This window comes from Pseudomonas sp. KBW05, assembly GCF_003852405.1.
GTDB lineage: Bacteria > Pseudomonadota > Gammaproteobacteria > Pseudomonadales > Pseudomonadaceae > Aquipseudomonas.
The window spans coordinates 1-18437 of the sequence record NZ_QAJM01000008.1; the positions used below are offsets into that span (position 1 = coordinate 1).

The window sequence follows — 18437 nt, forward strand, 5'->3', positions numbered from 1 at the left end:
CGAGGTGCCGAGTGTTGGGACAAGAGCCATTTTGGTTACTTTTGGGGCTCTTTTCCAAAAGTGCCCCGCCGTAAGGGCGGAACCCTAAGCCGCCGTTACCTAAATAACGGATATGTACACCACCACCAGAAACCCAAAACCCACCCCAGTTATATCCATAGCAAAAAACGATATTGGTATATACCAGATCACTCCCCTATAAATCCCCGACCAAAACAAGCTGTGCTGGAGTAACACGCAATGGCGTCGGTAAAGGTAATGCTCGAATACTTCCACCCCTGGCCAAACTCGGCCGGCCTATACCTGGCCCGCGAACGCGGCTGGTATGAGGACCTGGGCCTGGATGTGGAACTGGTCGTCCACGACCCCCACCGCGGCGACACCCTGCAACACCTGCTGACCGGCGCCGCCGACTTCGGCATCTTCCCCAGCAACCGCCTGCTGGTGCGCCGCAGCCTCGGCCAGCCGCTACAAGGCATCGCCGCCATCAACCACGCCGGCCTGGAATCGATCCAGACCCTCACCGACTCCGGCATCCGCCGCCCCCGCGACCTGGTGGGCAAGCGCCTGGCCCTCAACCCGACGCCACGCGGCCTGGCGATGGTGCGCCACCTGGTCCGCCACGACGGCGGCGACCCGGACGGCGTAATCCTGGTAGACAGCGGCGTGCGCGAACTGCGTCCCGAGCAACTCGCCGAAGGCATCGCAGACGCCAGTTTCGGCGGCTACTGGGCCTGGGAAGCGCTGATGCACAGCCCCATCGCCGCCGAACGCCGCGTGGTGTTGCCGGTGGACGAGATCGGCGCACCGGCCTATCACAGCTACCTGCTCGGCACCCATGAACACACCCTGGCGGGCAAGCCCGAAGTGGTGCGCGACTTCCTCGCCGCCACCGCGCGCGGTTATCTGGCCGTGGCACAAGACCCGTCAATCGCCCTCGCCGCCTACGAACACACCACGCCGTATTTCCCGGCTGAATTGTTGAGCGCCTCACTGCATAAAATCGCCCCGACCTGGCTGTATCAAGGCCGTTGGGGCGAGCAACGCCAGGCGCTGCTGCAACCCTACGCCGAATGGCTGCACAACCACGCGGTGCTCGACGACCCACAGGTCTGGCAAGGCGCGACCAGCAACGCCTTCCTGCCCGAGGTGGCGGCATGAACCCACAACGCACCTCCCATGGCCTGGGCGTGGAACCGGTCGCCGCCGACTGGCCGGCGTTGCACGAAAGCGACATCGAACAGCTGCTGCGCGATTACCCGCAACTGGGGCCACTGCGCAGCCTGCATTGGCACAGCCCACGGCCGTTTTCCGCCGCGGGCTTGATCACCACCGGCACGGGCACGCTGTTCGTCAAACGTCATCACCAGCATGTGCGCCAAACCGCGTGGCTGGAAGAAGAACACCGCCTGATCGCTCACTTGCATCGCCAAGGCGCTCCAGTGGCTGCGGTGGTCTCGAACCAACAAGGTGCTACGGCCACCGTGCAAGGTGAGTGGACCTATGAAGTACACCACGTCGCCGAGGGCCTGGACCTGTATCGCGATGCGCTGTCGTGGTCGCCGTTTCAACACACTCAGCACGCCCTCGCCGCCGGCCAGGCGTTGGCGCGCTTGCATCAAGCGGCTGAACACTACACCGCGCCGCAACGCCAGACCCCGGTGCTGTTGGCCAACGCGCGATTGATCCAGCACGCGGCACCGCTGGAAAACATCAACAGCGCCTACCTCGCCGACAAGGACTGGCACGCCCCGCTCAGCCAACTGTTGCTGCCCTGGCACCGCGAGTTGCATCCGTTGTTGGCCGAGCAACCGCCGCTGTGGACCCACAACGACTGGCACGCCTCCAACCTCTTGTGGAGCGCCGACGGCAGCGTCTCCAGCGTGCTGGATTTCGGCCTGGCCGACCGCACCTTCGCCCTCTTCGACCTGGCCACCGCCATCGAACGCAACGCCGTGCCCTGGCTCGACCTGGATACCGGTGGCGTGGCCCGCGCCGATCTCGACAGCGTCGATGCCCTGCTCGCCGGCTACCACCAGGTCCGCCCGTTGCGCGCCAAAGACCTGCACACCCTCAGCGCCCTGTTGCCCTTGGTGCATGTGGATTTCGCGCTGTCCGAAGTGGCGTATTTCCACGACATCGTGGGCTCCACCGCCAGCGCCGATGTGGCGTATTACGCCTACCTGCTCGGCCATCTGCGCTGGTTTGCCGGGGCCGAAGGGCAGCGTCTGCTGAGTCATATCCGGCGTAAAAACGTATGAGCATTCTGGTCGACAGCCACTGGCTGCACGCGCGTCTCGCCGACCCGACGCTGGTGGTGCTGGATGCCACGGTGGTGTTGCCGTCGCCAGCCTTCGACGGCGATTACCGCGTCAGCAGCGGTGAAGAGGGCTGGTTGCAGGCGCATATCCCCGGCGCGCGACATGCCGATTTATTGACTGAACTGGCCGACACCCAGGCCAGCTTCAGTTTCGCCCTGCCGACGCCAGAAACCCTGGTAAGCGTGTTGGCCAATCTCGGCGCAGGCCAAGGCAAAACGCTGGTCATCTACGACCGCGCCGATGGCTTCTGGGCTGCGCGCCTGTGGTGGATGCTGCGCAGCGTGGGCATCGACGCAAGCGTACTCGACGGCGGCTTCAACGCCTGGCGCGCAGCCGGTCTACCCGAACACAACGGCCCCGCCGAACCGATCACACCCGTGCAACCCTGGGCCATTCACCCACGGCCGAACCTGTGGATCGACCGCCACGGCGTCGAAGCCATCGCCTGCGGCCACGCACCGGGTGTGCTGATCTGCGCCCTCGGCGCCGCGCTGTTTGAAGGATCTGCCCCCACCCGCTACGCCCGACGCGGACACATCCCCGGCAGCCAGAACCTGCCGGCCCGCCAGCTGTTCGACGCCCACGGCCGCTACCTGCCCAAGGATGCCCTGGCCCTGGCGATTGGCCCCACGCTGCTGCACAGCGACGGCCCCCTGGTGGTGTATTGCGGCGGCGGTATTTCCGCTGCCGCCAACGCCCTGGCCCTGACTCTGTTGGGTCGCCAGGACATCGCGATCTACGACGGCTCCCTACAGGAATGGGCCGCCGACGCACGCTTGCCAATGACTACCGGAGCAGCTCCGGCCTGACGCCATCCCTGGCGAACCCGGCTTTTTCATCACGAACTGGCAACCCGTCCGTTGCGCAGCGCTGGGCGCCTTTGCGCCCGATAAAAGCGTACGCCAGCGACGGTCAGACCTTTGGAGCGCTCTCTACATGGCTACACCTTACCGCCACACCCTGCTCGCCCTGAGCATCGCCTTCGCCGCCACGGCCGTGCAGGCCCAGGATGCGACCTTGGGCACCGTCACCGTCCTCGGCCAGGAAACCACCGACTACCAGGCGAAAAACGCCACCGTGGCTGGTTTCGATAACGCGCCGCTGCTGGACACTCCAGCGTCCGTCGCGGTGATTACCGAAGCCCGCTTGAAGGACCAGCAGGCACGCCTACTCAGCGAAGTGTTGAAGAACGACGCCTCGGTCGGCGACAGCTACGCCCCGGTCGGCTACTACGAAAATTTCGTGATTCGCGGCTTCGCCCTCAACCCTGCGAGCAGCTACAAGATCAACGGCCGCACCATTACCGGCGAACAGAACGTCGCCCTGGAAAACAAGCAGCAAGTCGAAGTGCTCAAGGGCCTGGCCGGCTTGCAGAGCGGCGTCTCCGAGCCCGGCGGGCTGGTCAACTACGTGAGCAAACGCCCGGAGAACGTGCGCTCGGTCACGGTGTCCACCAACGAACAGGGTGAACGCTACCTGGCCACCGATATCGGCGGCTGGCTCGGTGCCGAACAGCAGGTGGGCGTGCGCATCAACCTGGCCCACGAAGACATCCGCTCCTATGTCGAGCATGCCGACGGCAAGCGTGACTTCGCCTCGCTGGCGCTGGACTGGAACATCAGCCCCAACGCCCTGCTGCAACTCAACGCCGAGTACCAGGACCGCGAGCAACACTCGGTGCCGGGCTATCAACTGCTTGGCGGCACCAGTGTGCCGCACCACGTTTCGCCCAAGGACATGCTCGCCTACCAGAGCTGGTCGAACCCGGTGGGCATCCGCTCGTTGAACCTCGACGGGCTGTTCGAATACCGCTTCAACGACGCCTGGAAAGCCAGCTTCAGCGCATCCCGCAGCCGTGTGGTGATCGACGACTACAGCACCTTCGCCTGGGGCTGCTACGGCGCCGCCAGTTGCGCGAATACCGCCGTGCCCAACCACTTCAGCGCCGAGGGTGACTACGATATTTCCGACTACCGCAGCCCCGACGACACCCGCAGCAACGAGGAAGCCCAGGCCGCCCTCAACGGCCAGTTCGACACGGGCTTTCTCAAGCACGACCTGACCTTCGGCACCACCGCGTTCCGGCGCTTGGTGGACCGGCGCAAGTCGGTCAACGAATACATCGGCGAAGGCAACATCTACGAACCGACCCCAGTGCTGGAGCCTTATGACGGCCCGCTCGGCCACACGTATCGCCGCCTCGACAGCCGCCAATATGGCCTGTTCGCCAGCGATCGCATCAGCTTCAACGAGCAATGGCAAACCGTCCTCGGCGGGCGCCAGGTGCGTCTCGACGAAGAAACCTACAACCAGGCCGGCGCCACCACGCGCCACACCCAGCGCAGCGTGTTCCTGCCCCAAGCAGCGTTGATCTACAAGCCGCGCCCGGACACGTCGTTGTACGCCAGCTACAGCAAAGGCTTGTCCCTCGGCGGTGAGGCCGCGTGGTTCAGCAGCAACGCCGACGAGGTGCTGCCGCCGACCACTTCGCGCCAACTGGAAGTGGGGATCAAGCGTGACTTCCAGCGCCTGAGCCTGACCGCCGCGCTGTTCCAGATCACCCAGGACCTGCAATACAACCGGCCGAATGACGACGGCACCACCACCTTCGTGCAGCAAGGGAAACAGAAAAATGTCGGCATCGAACTGTCCGCCAACGGTCGCGTGACCTCCGACCTGCAAGTCTCGGCCAGCGTCGCGGCGATCCGTGCGCGGGTCAGCGGCAGCGGCACCGATGACTATGACGGCCACCAGGCGATCAACGTGCCCAAGCTGCGCGCCAGCCTGCATGGCGACTACAGCGTCCCCGGCATCCCGGGCCTGGCCTTGCTCGGCGGCGTGCAATACAGCGCGAGCAAATACGCCAACCGTGAAGCCACGGTGAAGGTGGATGACTACGCGGTGTTCGATGCGGGCGCGCGCTACACCACCCGGGTCGGCGATTACGCTACTGTGCTGCGCCTGACCGTCGACAACCTGTTCGACAAACGCTACTGGCGCGATGTGGGTGAATCGGCGGGCGACGGCTACCTGTTCCTGGGTGCGCCGCGCACCGCGCGGTTATCCGCCACCGTCAATTTTTGAGGCCTATCGTTCATGCGTAATCTGATGTTTTCCAGTGTGTGCCTGCTCTCCACCGCCCTGATGGGCTGCCAGCAGCAACCGCCCGCCAACGACCAACTGGACGCGGTGCTGTGGACCCAGACCTCCATCGAGCACGAGCTGATTTACCGCCAGGTCTTCGCCAGCGCCACCCGCCAGCTGGACGCGGCCCTGGCCGACCCGACGTGGGACGCCCTGCCCTTGCCGCCGCGCAATCTCAGCGGCCTGCCCCCGGCCGTGGTGGTGGATATCGACGAAACCGTGCTGGACAACGTGCCGCTGAATGCGCGGGACATCCTCACCAACCAAGTCTATTCCTATGATCGCTGGAACACCTGGGTCGATCAGGCCAAGGCGCAGGCACTGCCGGGCGCTGTGGAGTTCCTGCAGGCAGCGGACAAGAAAGGCATCACCGTCTACTACATCACCAACCGCGAACACAGCCAGGTCCAGGCCACAGTCAACAACCTGCGCCTGCGCGGTTTCCCGGTGGCGCACAACGAACAGGTGCTGGCCGCCAGCACCCCGACCGGGCACTGCGAGCAAGCCGGTTACGGCAAGAACTGCCGGCGCCAATGGGTCGCCAGCCACGCCCGCGTGCTGATGCTGGCCGGTGACTCCTTCGGCGACTTCGTACAGGCCGAACACAACACCCTGGCCGAGCAACGCAAGGCGGCCGCGCCGTACCTGGCCTGGCTCGGCCAGCGCTGGTTCCTGCTGCCCAACCCGACCTACGGCAACTGGTACAGCGCGCCCTATGGCGATCAGGAAAAACTGCCCTTCGAACGCAAGCGCCAACTCAAGCAACAGGCGCTGCACCTGGAAAACTAGCTGTTGAGAGAGCCCTATGTCGCCACTGGAAATCGTCGCCGTCTGCTTCAACATCGCCGGGGTCTGGCTCACCGCACAACGAGTGCGCTGGTGCTGGCCGGTCAGCGTCGTCGCGGTGTTGTTGTATGCCTGGATCTTCTTCGAGGTGAAGCTGTATTCGGACATGCTCTTGCAACTGGTCTTCGCCGTACTGCAAGGCTATGGCTGGTGGCGTTGGAGCACCGGGCGCGTGGACGCCGGCAAGGTGCGGGTGGAACGCCTGCCGATGCAGGAGGCGTGGCGGCACTTGCTGGCGGGCTTGATCGGCGCTGTGGCCCTGGGCGCGGTGATGCACCACTTCACCGACGCCGCCCTGCCCTGGCTGGACTCGCTGCTCACCGCCTTCAGCCTGGTGGCCAGCCTGTGGGCTGCGCGCAAATACGTGGTCAGCTGGTGGTTGTGGATCGTGCTGGATGCGGCCTATGTCGGGCTGTTCCTCTACAAGGACCTGCACCTCACCGCCGCCCTGTACGCCGGTTTTGTGCTGCTGGCGGCCTACGGTTTGCGGGCCTGGCAACGTGACCTGCGCCAGCAGGAAGGGTAGAGTCACGCCCACGTCATGCCTGCCTACGGAACCCCAGGATGCCTTTCGACCCCATTTCTCCGCACTACCAGCGCATCCGCGAACAGATCGCCCACGACATCGCCGCTGGCAGCCCCCAGGCCGACGAGAAATTCCCCTCCGAGCGGGACATGATCGAACGCTTCGGCTGCACCCGCGTGACCTTGCGCCAGGCCTTGCAGCAACTGGAGGCCGAGGGCCTGGTCTACCGCGAAAACCGCCGGGGCTGGTTCGTCAGCCCGCAGCGCATCCGCTACGACCCGACGCGCATCAGCGGCTTTATGGACTACGTCAGCGCCCAGGGCCGCACGCCCCGCACCGAATGCCTGCACGCCGAACTGCGCCCCGCCGGCCCCTGGCTGGCCAAGCGCATGGGTCTGGCCTCGGCGGACGAACCGGTGTTCTTCCTGCAACGCCGCCGCTGGATCGACCGCCGCCCGGTGCTGCTGGAATTCAACGCCCTGCTCGCCAGCTGGTGCCCCGGCCTGCTGGACGCCGACCTCAACACTTCACTGACCCAACTGCTGCGTGAACGCTTTGCCCGGGTGCAATCGCGCTGCGAACTGGAGATGCATATCGGCACGGTCAACGAGGAACAGGCGGAGTTGCTGCAACTGTCGCCCGGTTCCACCAGCGTCTACCTGGAGCGCTTGAACTTCGGCGAAGACAACCAGGCCGTGGAATTCGACCAGGAATTCTGGCGCCCGGATGCGTTGTCGATTGTGATGGAGACGCGGTATCCGGGCACGCGGTGAGGTATCAGGCTTTTACGTTCTGCCGGATATTCCAGCCAAACTTCACCGGCCCACCGTCCTTGGCGCCGTCGGCTTTCTGCGGCTGGTAGCTGACATCGACGGTGGCGAAGTTCAAGGCGATGCGGTCGTAGAGCAGATCATCCTTACTCTCTGCACTAGTGCTGTAGGACACCACCATGACTTCCTTCAACGTGATCACCAGATACTCCACCGGACTGGAACCGCCCGCCTTGCGCACCACCAACCGCGCTTCGGGGTAATGTTTGCCGCTGGCGCAGGCCATCATCAGGTTGGGGCTGGATTTATCCAGCGGTTTGCTCAAGTTCAGGTTGCCGATATCGACCTTGCCCGCACCGCCTCCCGTACCGGAATGCATCGACCCCGTCTGCGACAACCCCCACGCCCATTCGGTGATGTCGATCTCATCGCGGTGCGCCTGGTCCCGTGACTCACCTTTGATATCGCCCAGCTTCAAAAACATATCGACGGCCATGTTGGCTCCCTGTCCTTAGTCAGCGCCGGAAATGGCGCGGGGCGAACTTTTCCTGATCCGACCCGAGGGCCACAAGCCGCCACAGCAGGATCGGGAAGCGCCTGTCGGCAAACACCGAAACTTCCGACATTCATTTGCGCCGCCCCGTCTTTAACCTCTCAACTCCCGGAAAACCCAGGAGTTAAGGAATGACGACCGCCCTGTTCAAAGATGGATTCCCCTCGGCCCACCGCAGCACGCGCCAACGGATTGAAGGCCGCATTGATCTGCGGCGGCTATTCTCCGCCATCGACGCAGACCCTGCGCTGATTGGTGCGGGGGTGGTGTATATCGATGAGGATTTCAATGTGCTGACACTGCGCGAGTTCCAGGCGGTGTGCAGTGTGCAAGTGAAAAAGGTGGTGTTGCGTGAGGCACCGAGGGCGGTGGGGCCGGTGGAGTTCAAGCGGATGTTGGAGCATGAGCCGCGGGAGTCGAACTTGGTGGCCGAGGCGCTTATCACAGCAGTGACATGCGCAGGAGCGATACTGAGTTGGTTCGTCGTTACGAGTGGAGTTACGCTCATGCCGTTTACGGCTGGGACAAGCGTGGTGCTTACGTTTGTCGGTAAAGCCGCCATGGCTGCCAGCGTCACCCAATGCTTTATCGGCGTTGGTAGAACAACCGCCGAATGGATTGACCCACAAGCGCTGGACCGTCTCGACGATGAAGTCTGGTACCAGGCGGCAGTCGCAGTATTGGATGGCATCGCCCTGGCTGGAATAGGGACATCCACCTTGACGACAATCAAAGCAATCAATGTCAGTACCCGAGCAACGAGCAAAACTCAATAATGAATTGCTCAGAATCAATGACCCGCGACTGACCACAAAGCTACTCAAACTGAAGCAAGCTGCCGGCACTGCGACCAAACGCATCAGTGCGGCACAGATAAAACGTATCACCGCTACTCACATAGGAGATGCCATAGCAGGAGTATTTGGAGTCACCAGTAGCTCCTTGTCCGGGAACATCAAGCCACTCGCTATCGGTCTTTATGAGGAGATTCGCCATTGAAAAAACGGCGAGCACAAAAGATCCTGGAAAAATTGGGCTACAGCGATCCCCCCGCGCCTGACTGGAAAACCATGAGCGCAAAAGATTTTTATTATTCAACCTTCTACATCACTGACCCACGACTGCTACGCAAACGCTACATGCATGTCATTGGTGGCTGGATGCTTGCGGGGTGTTTTTCAATTGCCATGACCGGCGTTCTGGTTTTGGTCACCTATCTCTCCGGAGCACTCGAAGAAGGAACCTTGCGCAACTGGTTTTTTTCCGGGCTGACGATCGGCGTGGTGTTCGCTATTGCTCAAATACAAGTGTTGTATGGTCACCCTCATTGGGTCTGGATAAATGTCGGGATCTACTGCCTGTGCTTTTTGAGCTCACTCCCCGCCATCACGTACAACCCCAACATTTACCTGTATTCCATGGCTCTTCTCAGCCCCCTGATCGGCCTACTCATCCTCAACAGCAACCGCTGCCGCGAACTGCGCCACAAGATGGTTGAACTCCGCCACAAGCGCGAGCACATCATCACCACCCTGAAAAAACAGGGTAAATGGAAATGGTTGTGAGCCAATACTGTAACGGCTGCGCCACAAGCCGCCACAGCAGGATCGGGAAGCGCCTGTCGGCAAACACCGAAACTTCCGACATTCATTTGCGTCACCGCGTCTTTAACCTCTCAACTCCCGAAAAACCCAGGAGTTAAAGAATGACGACCGCCCTGTTCAAAGATGGATTTCCCTCGGCCCACCGCAACATGCGCCAACGAATTGAAAGCCGCATTGACCTGCGGCGGCTGTTCTCCGCCATCGACACCGACCCTGCGCTGATTGGTGCGGGGGTGGTGTATATCGATGAGGATTTCAATGTGCTGACACTGCGCGAGTTTCAGGCAGTGTGCAGTGTGCAGGTGAAGAAGGTGGTGTTGCGTGAGGCACCGAGGGCGGTGGGGCCGGTGGAGTTCAAGCGGATGTTGGAGCATGAGCCGCGGGAGTCGAGATGGGTGGCGGAGGCGACGAAGACGGCGGTGACCTGCGCTGGGGCGTTGTTGAGTTGGCATGTCATTTACAGTGGGATCGCGCTGATGCCTTTTACCGCGGGTGCCAGTGTTGTCATCTCATTCGTAGGCACGGCCGCCGTCGTCGCAGGCTTGTTTCAATGCGCCGTCGGCGCCAATCGAACCCTGAACGAAGTGTGGGACCCACGCAGAAATGACTACTTGGACAGTAACGCTTGGTACGAAGGGATAATGCTAGCGCTGGACGGTATTTCCTTGCTGGCCGTGGGTACTTCTGCAGTGACCACAATGAAGGTCATCAACTTGTCCAAGAAGGCGACCGGCAAGCCACTACGGGAAGTACTCCGGGGATTAAGTCGGCAAGAACGCGCCAAGCTCACGAATGAACTGCTCCGGATCCAGGACCCGCGATTGACGCCAAAACTACTCAAGCTCAAGCAGGCCGCGGGCGATCTATCCAAACGATTTCCAGCGACACAGATAAAACCCATCACTCACATGCACTTCAAAGATATTGCTGCGGCAGGGTTGAGCCTTACTAGCAGCACAACATCCGGGAACACGCGGATATTGGCCATCGGTATCTATGAAGAGTTCGCCGAATGAAAAACCGACGTTCGCCCTCTTTCTTCGTAGATCCCCGCTCAATTTGGGCTCGTCACCGGCTGGCGCTTTTTGGAGGAATTTTAGCCCTGTGCTTTTCAGTCGGCACGGCCAGCACTCTGATGAACCTCACCTACTTCGCCGACTCATCTGATGAGTTTGCGACGGGCGCGTTTTTCATTGGCAGCGCAACAACCTGCGCACTATTTGGCATCGCACAGAGCGCAGTGCTCCATGGTTATCCGCAGTGGGTTTGGCTACAGGCTGGCGTGTTCATGCTCTATTTCCTGGCTGCTTTGCCAACCGCCATTTATAGCCCCGACCGCATCCTATTTACCCTGGCCGTTCTGAGCCCATTGGTCGGACTGTTGTTTATAAACAGCAAGCGCCAAAGGGAAATGCGCGGAACGATGCTCGAACTCCGCCACAAGCGCGAACACATCATCGCCACCCTGAAAAAACAGGGCAAATGGAAATGGTGGTAAATCTCGCGCTCACGTCGTTGGGAATACTTATGCACCAACCGCTCGCAAAGGCTCAGCCACCCGCGCCGCCGTATGCCGATTGACCGGTACCGGCAACCCCAAATGCCCGCGCAAGGTGCTGTGGCTGTATTCACTGCGGAACAACCCGCGCTCACGCAACAGCGGCAGCACTTGATCGGTAAAGCGCGCAAAGTCATCCGGCGCACCGACGTGGATGTTGAACCCATCCACCGCACCTTCGACGAACCAACGCTCGATCTCATCGGCGACGGTCTGCGGTGAGCCGACAAAACTGGAGAACGGCTTGGCAAAGCGCAACGCCGCCTGGCGCAAGGTCAGGCCCTGGTCACGGGCGACTTGCTTGATGTTTTCCGCGTGGCCGCGATAGCCATTGCTGCCCAGATCGCCAAGTTCCGGGAACGGTTCGTCCAGCGGGTATTGGCTGAAATCGTGGTAGTTGAACGGCCGCCCCAGTTGCACCAGCGCCTTGTCCAGGTCCAGCTCGCCATTGCGTTCACGGTCGATGGCCTGGGCCTGTTCGTCGGTGTCGGCAATGATCGGTGAAATGCCCGGCAAGATGGTCACGTGGTCGGGGTTGCGCCCGGCGGTTGCCGTGCGTTGCTTGATGTCGCGGTAGTAGGCCTGGGCGTCTTCGAAGTTGCCCACGCCGGCAAAAATCCCCTCGGCATAGTTCGCCGCCAGGCTGCGCCCGGATTCGGAAATCCCGGCCTGGAAAATCACCGGTTGACCTTGGGCGGAACGGGCGATGTTCAGCGGCCCGGTCACGGCGAAAAACTCGCCCTGGTGATCGAGACGGTGTTGGCGTTGCGGATCGAGGAACACCTTGCTGGCCTTGTCGCGCACAAAGGCATCGTCTTCATAGGAGTCCCACAAGCCCTGCACCACGTCCAGGTGCTCGGCGGCGCGGCGATAGCGTTCGGTGTGGTCGATATGCTGCTCGCGGCCAAAGTTGCCGGCGGCGCCTTCCAGGCCGGTGGTGACCAGGTTCCAACCGGCGCGGCCGCCGCTGATATGGTCCAGGGAGGCGAACTGGCGGGCGACGTTGAAGGGTTCGGTATAGGACGTGGTCAAGGTCGCCACGAGGCCGATTTTCGACGTGGCGCCGGCGATGGCCGACAGCAGGGTCAACGGCTCCAGGCGGTTGAGAAAATGCGGCGCCGAATCTGGTGTGATGTAGGGGCTGTCAACAATGAACACCAGGTCGAACTTGGCCGCTTCGGCCTGCCGGGCCTGGGCGCGGTACCAGTCGATATCCACGCTGGCGTCGCCGGGGATCTGCGGGTGCAACCATTCGTTTTGCGCGGTGCCGACGCCGGTGAGGATGGCGCCGAACTTGAGTTGCCGGGGTGTCGTGGACATGGGGGTTACTCCTCCGTGGATGGCCGTTGAAGCTGACATTAATAGCCCCACAGGGGCCTTGTGAAAGGCTTTATAGGTCTATGCTAATTATTAAAAATACTGATTACTAAAAACCTACAACATTCTTTTATTGCATATATAAAGCAACCTGCGCCTTGGCTTGTGCTGCCTGCACCACACGCAACAGATTTTCGCCCCAGATATTGGCCAGATCCTTTTCGCTGTACCCCGCATCCAGCAAACGCTGGGTGATCTTCGGCAACTGGCTGACGTCCTCCAGCCCGATCACCCCGCCACCGCCGTCCCAATCGGCACCAATGCCCACATGCTCAGGGCCGACCACCTCGAGGATGTGCAACAAGTGCTTCATAAACACATCCAGATCGGGCTTGGGTTGCGGGAAGCGCTGGTTGACCGCTGCGATATCCCCATGCAATGCCTTGACCTGCTCCGGGCTCAGCCCCGCCAGGTTGCGGTACTGCGCATACAGCGGCGCCAGGGCTTTTTGCCGTTCGGGATTGGGCTTGAGCGGCACCAGGTAATCGCCGTAGCTGTTGACCTGCACCACGCCCCCCTTGGCCGCCAGTTGCCGCAGCCGCGCATCGTCGAGGTTGCGCGGGTGGTTATTGACCGCCTTGCTGCTGCTGTGGGACGCAATGATCGGCGCAGTGGACGCCGCCAGTACCTGGTCGAATACCGCGTCGGAAGCGTGGGACACATCCAGCAGAATCCCCAGCCGGTTGGCCTGCGTCACCAGTTCACGGCCTTTGGGACTGAGGCCGTGCCACTTGGGCAATGCGGTCGCCGAATCAGCGATTTCATTGGTGCTGAAATGCACCAGCCCGAGCATGCGCAAGCCCTGGCGATAGTAGGTCAACAGGCGTTGCGGATCGGCACTGAGGGGGTCAGCGTTTTCCATGCTGATAAAGACCACCCGCTTGCCCGCTCCCGCGATTCTTCGCGCATCGTCCGGGGTCAGTGCCAGTTCGAAAGTCTGCGGCGAACGCTCTGCCAGATCACGGATGCGCGCCAACATCGCCAGCCCGTAGTTGCTGGCACTGGCGCGGCCCTCATCGGTGTCGGGCACCGGCGCGGTGTAGATCACCCAGAAGCCGCCATCGAGACCGCCGTCTTGCATGCGCGGCACATCCACCTGGCTGCCATCCTCGGCATAGGTGTGGCGGGCGAGGATGTCCCAGCCGGGGCGGGACAATTGCATCGGTGTATCGAGGTGGCTGTCGAGCACCAGCAAACGCTGATGCAACGCCAGCGCCTCAGGGCTGACTTCGTCGGCGGCATGGGCAGTCATGGCGACCATGCACAGCGCCAGCAGGTATCGGCTGTTCATCGATCAAAACTCCGCACTGAGGGTGGTCTGGAAGGTGCGCGGCGAACCGGGCCGGTAGTAGGCCGGCCCGCTGGCGCTGGTGAGGATGTAGCCGAGGTAGTCCTTGTCGAAGAGGTTGTCGATGTTGAAGCGCAGCTTGACGCTCTTGAGCGGCCCGTAATGCAAACGCTCGCCGCCAAGGTCGAGGTAGGCGTTGTAGAGCGTGTAGCCCGGCACCGATTCGGTGTTGGTGAAGTTGCTGTAGCGCGAGCCGATATGCCGCCCGGAAAAATTCAGCACCGCCCACGGCGCCAGCTCGTAGGTGATGCCCGCCTGCGCCAGCCAGCGCGGGCTGTCGGGGATGTTGTTGTCCTTGAGGGACAGCCCGGCGGCATCGTCCTTGAACTGCGCGATGTTGTAGGTGAGGTTGCCGTTGAGCACCAGTTTGTCCGCCAGTACCGGCGGCTTCCATTGCCCGCTCAACTCGGTGCCGTAGGCCAGCGCGCGACCGACGTTCTGGTAGTAGGTTTCGGCGGTGCTGCTGCCGGCCACCGGCGAGGCGAAGGCTTGCAGACGGTTATCGAACTCGGTGCGGTACAGCGCCCAGGCGGCGTTGAACGTCGGACGATTGAGGCGGTAGCCCACCTCGTAGTTCTTCGAAGTCTCCGCCGCCGGTGCCGGCGCGTTGGGGCTGGCCGCGCGGAACACATCGTCGGCGCCCCGAGGCAGCGCCATGTTCTCCGAGTAGGAGGCAAACAGCTGGGAGTTGGCCGTCAGGTCATACACCAGCCCGGCCTGGGGCAGGAAGTTGTCGGTCCATGACGTGCTCAGGCGCGGCTGGCGGTTGGCGATGTAGTCGCCAGCATTGCGATAGCCTTCGATGCGGTAGTCCAGGTCCAGGCGCTTGAAGCCGTATTGCAGGCGCAGGCGGTCATCGAGCAGGGTCCAGGTGTCTTTGATGTTCAGTTGCAGGGAGTCGCGGGTCGAGGTGAAGTCGCCCTGCTTGTGCACCGGCTCATTGAACAGCGGGCTGCCATCGGGGCTGCCGTCGCTCAGGTTGTAGCGCGCTTGCAAGCGGTTGAACACATCCTTTTCGGCCCACACCCCGGCTTCGATCGCATGCTGGCCGACGTGCCAGGTCAAGCTGCTGCGCCCGCCGTAACGGTGGCCGCTGAGGGATGACAGCCCGTATTGCACACCCCGCGGATCGACCAGGCCGGGCACGTTGGCCTCGGCGTTATGCAGCGCCAGCGAGGTGCTGTAGGCCTCGGGGGACACGCCGAAACCTTTCTTGGCTTCGTAGTAGACGCTGGTGCTGCTTTCCAACGCATCGTTGAGCAGAAAGTTGCCGGTGAGGCTGTACAAGGTGTCGCGCCGCTGGTTGATCGCCTGCTTGTACGACTGGTTGTAATTGGGATTGCTGTAGGGCACGCCAGCCACGGTTTCGGGTTGCGGCGGCACTTCCTTGAGGTAAGCAAAATCGCGCCCGGAGCGACCGAACGGATCATTGGCGGTGCCGTGGTATTGGGCCTGGGTCACATAGGGCGAGTCGTAGTCATAAAAGTCGTTGTGCACCGCGCGAAACAACAGCTCATGCCCCTCGCCGAACTGATAGCGCACTTTGCCTTCCAGGTGCTCACGGTCGATGGTCCCGGGGCCGCGCCACAGGTCGCCGTCGATCTTCGAGCGGCTGAAATACGCCGACAGCCCCGCATGCTCGCCAGTTTGCAGCTTGACGAAACTGCGTCGCAGGCTGTCGCTGCCCAGGGTGTATGACGTACTGACCCCGGCGTCCTTGGCCGGGTTCGTGGAGATGTAATCCACGTACGGCCCCAGCGAGGTATACCCCGGCTGCGACACGTCCCCGGCGCCGGTGGACGCGGTGACGCGTTCGGTGTTTTCGTTATCGACGTAGCGGTAGATCGGGCTGCCACCAAACTGGTCACTGCGTCCCAGGGGCACACCGTCGATGGAGAAGCCGATCTGTTGCAGGTTGAACGCGCGCACGAACACCGAGTTGCCGAATTCGTAGAGGCCCAGGGCATCGTTGGACTGCACGTTGAAGCCGGGCAAGGCTTCGAGCATCTTCAAGCCTGAGGTACCGGCGGGCGCCGACTGCAAGGCTTGATGGGAAATGGTCAGGGTGTTGCTGATCTGGTCAGTGCCAATCGCCAGGTTGGCCTCGGTGACACGCGCGCCGACCACTTCGACTTTGTCCAACTGCGCTTCTTGCGCCAGCACGCCCTCGACCGTCAGGCCCATCAACAGGAGCCCGCTCAACCATCTCTTGTTCGCCAGTGACTCACGCTGATTGCTCATTGCTGTTCCTTGTCGGTTTCTGTCGGGTGCACGAGCCCGCTCCAGGGCGTTCGGCGCGTGGGCGCCGAAGCCTGGAATCCTGTCTATGGAGGGGAGGTGTCAGTGAAACGCTGCGGGGGTTACGCCGTTCGGGCGGCGATGGCCTCGACTTCCACCAGTGCACCCGGCAGTGGCAACGCCACCACTTGCAACGCGGTGCGCGCAGGTTTGTTCGGCTGCTCTGGCGTGCCGAAGAACTGCGTGTATCCGGCCTGCAAACCGGCGAAATCGAGCTTGCCACCGGTCTCTTCGGCGCCCACCAGGAACACCCGCAGTTGCACGATATCGCCGAGGTCGAGGTCGTGTTGCTGGAGGATCGTGCGGATCTTGTTGAACACCGACACCGTCTGCACTTCGGTGTTGCCATAGGCCGCCGGCGTACCCGCCGGGGCGTTGGTGTCGTGCAGGTCGGGCAAGGTGCCGCTGACAAAGATCAGGCTGGCGGACGCCGGCACGGTGACGGTTTGCGAGATCGGGAAGTTGCCGACGCTGGTGCGTTGAATGCTGTCGCTCATGATGATGCTCCTTAGGACGCGGCCACTGCCGCAATCTGACGTTGTTGAGTCACCCGTTCGGCCAGTTGCGCGACCACATGGCGCGCCGAGTTGGCCGCCGATTCCTGCCAGATGCCCACGCCGCTCTGCACCAGGCCGTCACCGGCGAAGTACACGCGGCCAAAACCGGCTTCGAGCAAGGCGCTGGCATCGGCCGGGAAGTGTTCGCGTTGCAGCCACGGGCCTTCGCTGTAGGGGATCTGTTCCCAGGACACCGCCAGCGGGTGGCGCAGGTGTTTGGCATAACCCGGATGCAGCAGCTCCACGGCTTCTTTCGAGGTGGCGTACTGCTGGTCCAACGGTTGCGCGCCAAAGCGGTCAGCGCCGTCGCCGGTCACATAACCGGCCACCAGCAAACCGTCGCGGGTGTTGAGACCGTTGCTCGGGTACCACAGCAGGCGCGCCGGGTGTTCGATCCATGACAGGCCGCCGTAGGTGCGGTAGTCGGTCTCCCAGAAGCGCGGCGACTGCCACGCGACTTTGGTCGCCTGGTCGCTGCGGGTGCTGCGCAAGGCGGCCTTGATCGGGTCGCTGAAGTCAGTATCGAGCTTGGCCAGCAACGGCAGCGGTAGGGTCGAGATCAGGTAGTCGGCGCGCACCACCTGTTCGCGGCCGCTGTGCTGGTCGTGATACGTCACCGCAACGCCGTCTTCCAGTTGGCGGATCTGCCGCACCTGGGCGCCCAGTTGCACGTGGTCGCGGACCCGGGCGTAAAAGGCGTCGGTGATGCGGTCCATGCCGCCCACTGGCTGGAACATCGTCGCCGAGAACTCCGGGAACTCAGTGTGCAGCAGCGCGCCCCACAGCTCCGGGTGCAGCAGTTGATCCAGCGCCAGCGGGCTGCGCGCAGCCGGCAAAGCGCCGGGATGGGCCGGCGATTCCAGGTGCCCCGAACGGATCGTGCCCTCGAACGCCAGCTCTTGCGAGAGGTCGCCATACACCTGCAAAAACGCCAGCAAGCGCGTGCGTTCTTCGCTGCTCAATACATCATCAAGGGCATCGCGCTGCACGGCCTTGGCCAGCAGGCCGGACAAGTGCCCGCGCGCGTCGTTGATCGCCTGGCCGACGCTGAACGCCGGCTTGTCGATATCCGGGCGCACCTGGGCGCCATGGCTGCTGTTGACCAGCACCTCCAGCGGCACCCCCAGTTCGCTGCAATAGTCGAGGATCGTGCGGTGCTGGCTGGGGATGCGCGCCGGACCCGCGTTGAAGTAATGGCCCTGATCAAAAGCGGCGGTTTGCGTGCGGCCGTCCTTGTAGTCCACGCGGTCGCCATGGCGGATCGTCCAGGTGCGGCCACCCACCCGCTCGCGGGCCTCCAGCACTTGCACCTCGAAGCCGGCGCGGGTCAGTTCCAGCGCCGTGACCAACCCGGCAATCCCGGCGCCCAGCACCAGCACACGGGTGCCCTGCCCCAGGCCGTCCTTGAGTTTCAGCGGTTGCGGGCGGCGGTGCGACGAAGGCCCCAGGCCCAACACCGCCAGGGCATCCTTGACCGCCTTCTCACCGCCTACCGCCGCGATGCTCGACAGCGCTTCACGTCGTGTCAGTCCCAT

At 62.6% G+C, this 18437-nt stretch carries 16 protein-coding genes and 1 pseudogene; 11 read left to right on the forward strand and 6 right to left on the reverse strand.

Annotated elements, in window-relative coordinates; all coding sequences use genetic code 11:
• The first annotated feature begins 240 nt into the window (after positions 1 to 240).
• From DBR46_RS07675 to DBR46_RS07705, 7 genes are all read left to right on the forward strand, one after another.
• Complete coding sequence (locus DBR46_RS07675) at positions 241 to 1161, forward strand: ABC transporter substrate-binding protein (RefSeq protein ID WP_124525672.1); 921 nt, start codon at positions 241 to 243, stop codon at positions 1159 to 1161.
• Entirely contained in the window at positions 1158 to 2261 is a 1104-nt protein-coding gene (locus tag DBR46_RS07680; protein WP_124525673.1) for a phosphotransferase enzyme family protein, read from the forward strand. The genes DBR46_RS07675 and DBR46_RS07680 overlap by 4 nt, the downstream gene beginning before the upstream one ends.
• Positions 2258 to 3130: a sulfurtransferase gene (locus DBR46_RS07685; RefSeq protein WP_124525674.1), complete on the forward strand. Its 873-nt coding sequence runs from the start codon at positions 2258 to 2260 to the stop codon at positions 3128 to 3130. Before DBR46_RS07680 ends, DBR46_RS07685 begins: the two co-directional genes overlap by 4 nt.
• 127 nt (positions 3131 to 3257) lie before the next feature.
• Positions 3258 to 5405: a TonB-dependent siderophore receptor gene (locus DBR46_RS07690; RefSeq protein WP_124525675.1), complete on the forward strand. Its 2148-nt coding sequence runs from the start codon at positions 3258 to 3260 to the stop codon at positions 5403 to 5405.
• Positions 5406 to 5417: 12 nt separating this feature from the next.
• Positions 5418 to 6254 (forward strand): 5'-nucleotidase, lipoprotein e(P4) family, encoded by an 837-nt coding sequence (locus DBR46_RS07695; protein ID WP_124525676.1) that lies wholly within the window; start codon positions 5418 to 5420, stop codon positions 6252 to 6254.
• Between the two features lie 16 nt (positions 6255 to 6270).
• A complete protein-coding gene (pnuC, locus tag DBR46_RS07700; protein ID WP_124525677.1) occupies positions 6271 to 6837 on the forward strand; it encodes a nicotinamide riboside transporter PnuC in 567 nt (188 codons plus the stop codon).
• Positions 6838 to 6875: 38 nt separating this feature from the next.
• A complete protein-coding gene (locus DBR46_RS07705) occupies positions 6876 to 7610 on the forward strand; it encodes a UTRA domain-containing protein (protein WP_124525678.1) in 735 nt (244 codons plus the stop codon).
• Positions 7611 to 7614: 4 nt separating this feature from the next.
• Here the strand turns inward: DBR46_RS07705 and DBR46_RS07710 are convergent, their stop codons facing one another.
• Positions 7615 to 8103, reverse strand: a complete 489-nt coding sequence (locus DBR46_RS07710; protein ID WP_017737044.1) for a type VI secretion system tube protein Hcp — start codon at positions 8101 to 8103, stop codon at positions 7615 to 7617.
• A 188-nt stretch (positions 8104 to 8291) separates the two neighbouring features.
• Here DBR46_RS07710 and DBR46_RS07715 point away from each other — a divergent pair.
• The 4 genes and pseudogenes from DBR46_RS07715 to DBR46_RS07730 all read left to right on the forward strand — a co-directional run bounded on the left by DBR46_RS07715 (position 8292) and on the right by DBR46_RS07730 (position 11262).
• Positions 8292 to 9159: pseudogene (locus DBR46_RS07715) on the forward strand (NAD synthetase).
• A complete protein-coding gene (locus DBR46_RS07720; protein WP_256659251.1) occupies positions 9156 to 9725 on the forward strand; it encodes a hypothetical protein in 570 nt (189 codons plus the stop codon). The pseudogene DBR46_RS07715 and the gene DBR46_RS07720 overlap by 4 nt, the downstream one beginning before the upstream one ends.
• 140 nt (positions 9726 to 9865) lie before the next feature.
• Positions 9866 to 10780: an NAD synthetase gene (locus DBR46_RS07725; protein ID WP_124525679.1), complete on the forward strand. Its 915-nt coding sequence runs from the start codon at positions 9866 to 9868 to the stop codon at positions 10778 to 10780.
• A complete protein-coding gene (locus tag DBR46_RS07730) occupies positions 10777 to 11262 on the forward strand; it encodes a hypothetical protein (protein ID WP_124525680.1) in 486 nt (161 codons plus the stop codon). Before DBR46_RS07725 ends, DBR46_RS07730 begins: the two co-directional genes overlap by 4 nt.
• 27 nt (positions 11263 to 11289) lie before the next feature.
• Here the strand turns inward: DBR46_RS07730 and DBR46_RS07735 are convergent, their stop codons facing one another.
• From DBR46_RS07735 to DBR46_RS07755, 5 genes are all read right to left on the reverse strand, one after another.
• Positions 11290 to 12642 (reverse strand): LLM class flavin-dependent oxidoreductase, encoded by a 1353-nt coding sequence (locus DBR46_RS07735; protein WP_124525681.1) that lies wholly within the window; start codon positions 12640 to 12642, stop codon positions 11290 to 11292.
• Between the two features lie 127 nt (positions 12643 to 12769).
• A complete protein-coding gene (locus tag DBR46_RS07740) occupies positions 12770 to 13990 on the reverse strand; it encodes a dipeptidase (RefSeq protein WP_124525682.1) in 1221 nt (406 codons plus the stop codon).
• 3 nt (positions 13991 to 13993) lie between these two features.
• Entirely contained in the window at positions 13994 to 16288 is a 2295-nt protein-coding gene (locus DBR46_RS07745) for a TonB-dependent receptor (protein ID WP_124525683.1), read from the reverse strand.
• 119 nt (positions 16289 to 16407) lie between these two features.
• Positions 16408 to 16842, reverse strand: coding sequence for a RidA family protein (locus DBR46_RS07750; protein WP_124525684.1), 435 nt, complete (start codon positions 16840 to 16842; stop codon positions 16408 to 16410).
• Between the two features lie 11 nt (positions 16843 to 16853).
• A complete protein-coding gene (locus DBR46_RS07755; RefSeq protein WP_124525685.1) occupies positions 16854 to 18437 on the reverse strand; it encodes an FAD-dependent oxidoreductase in 1584 nt (527 codons plus the stop codon).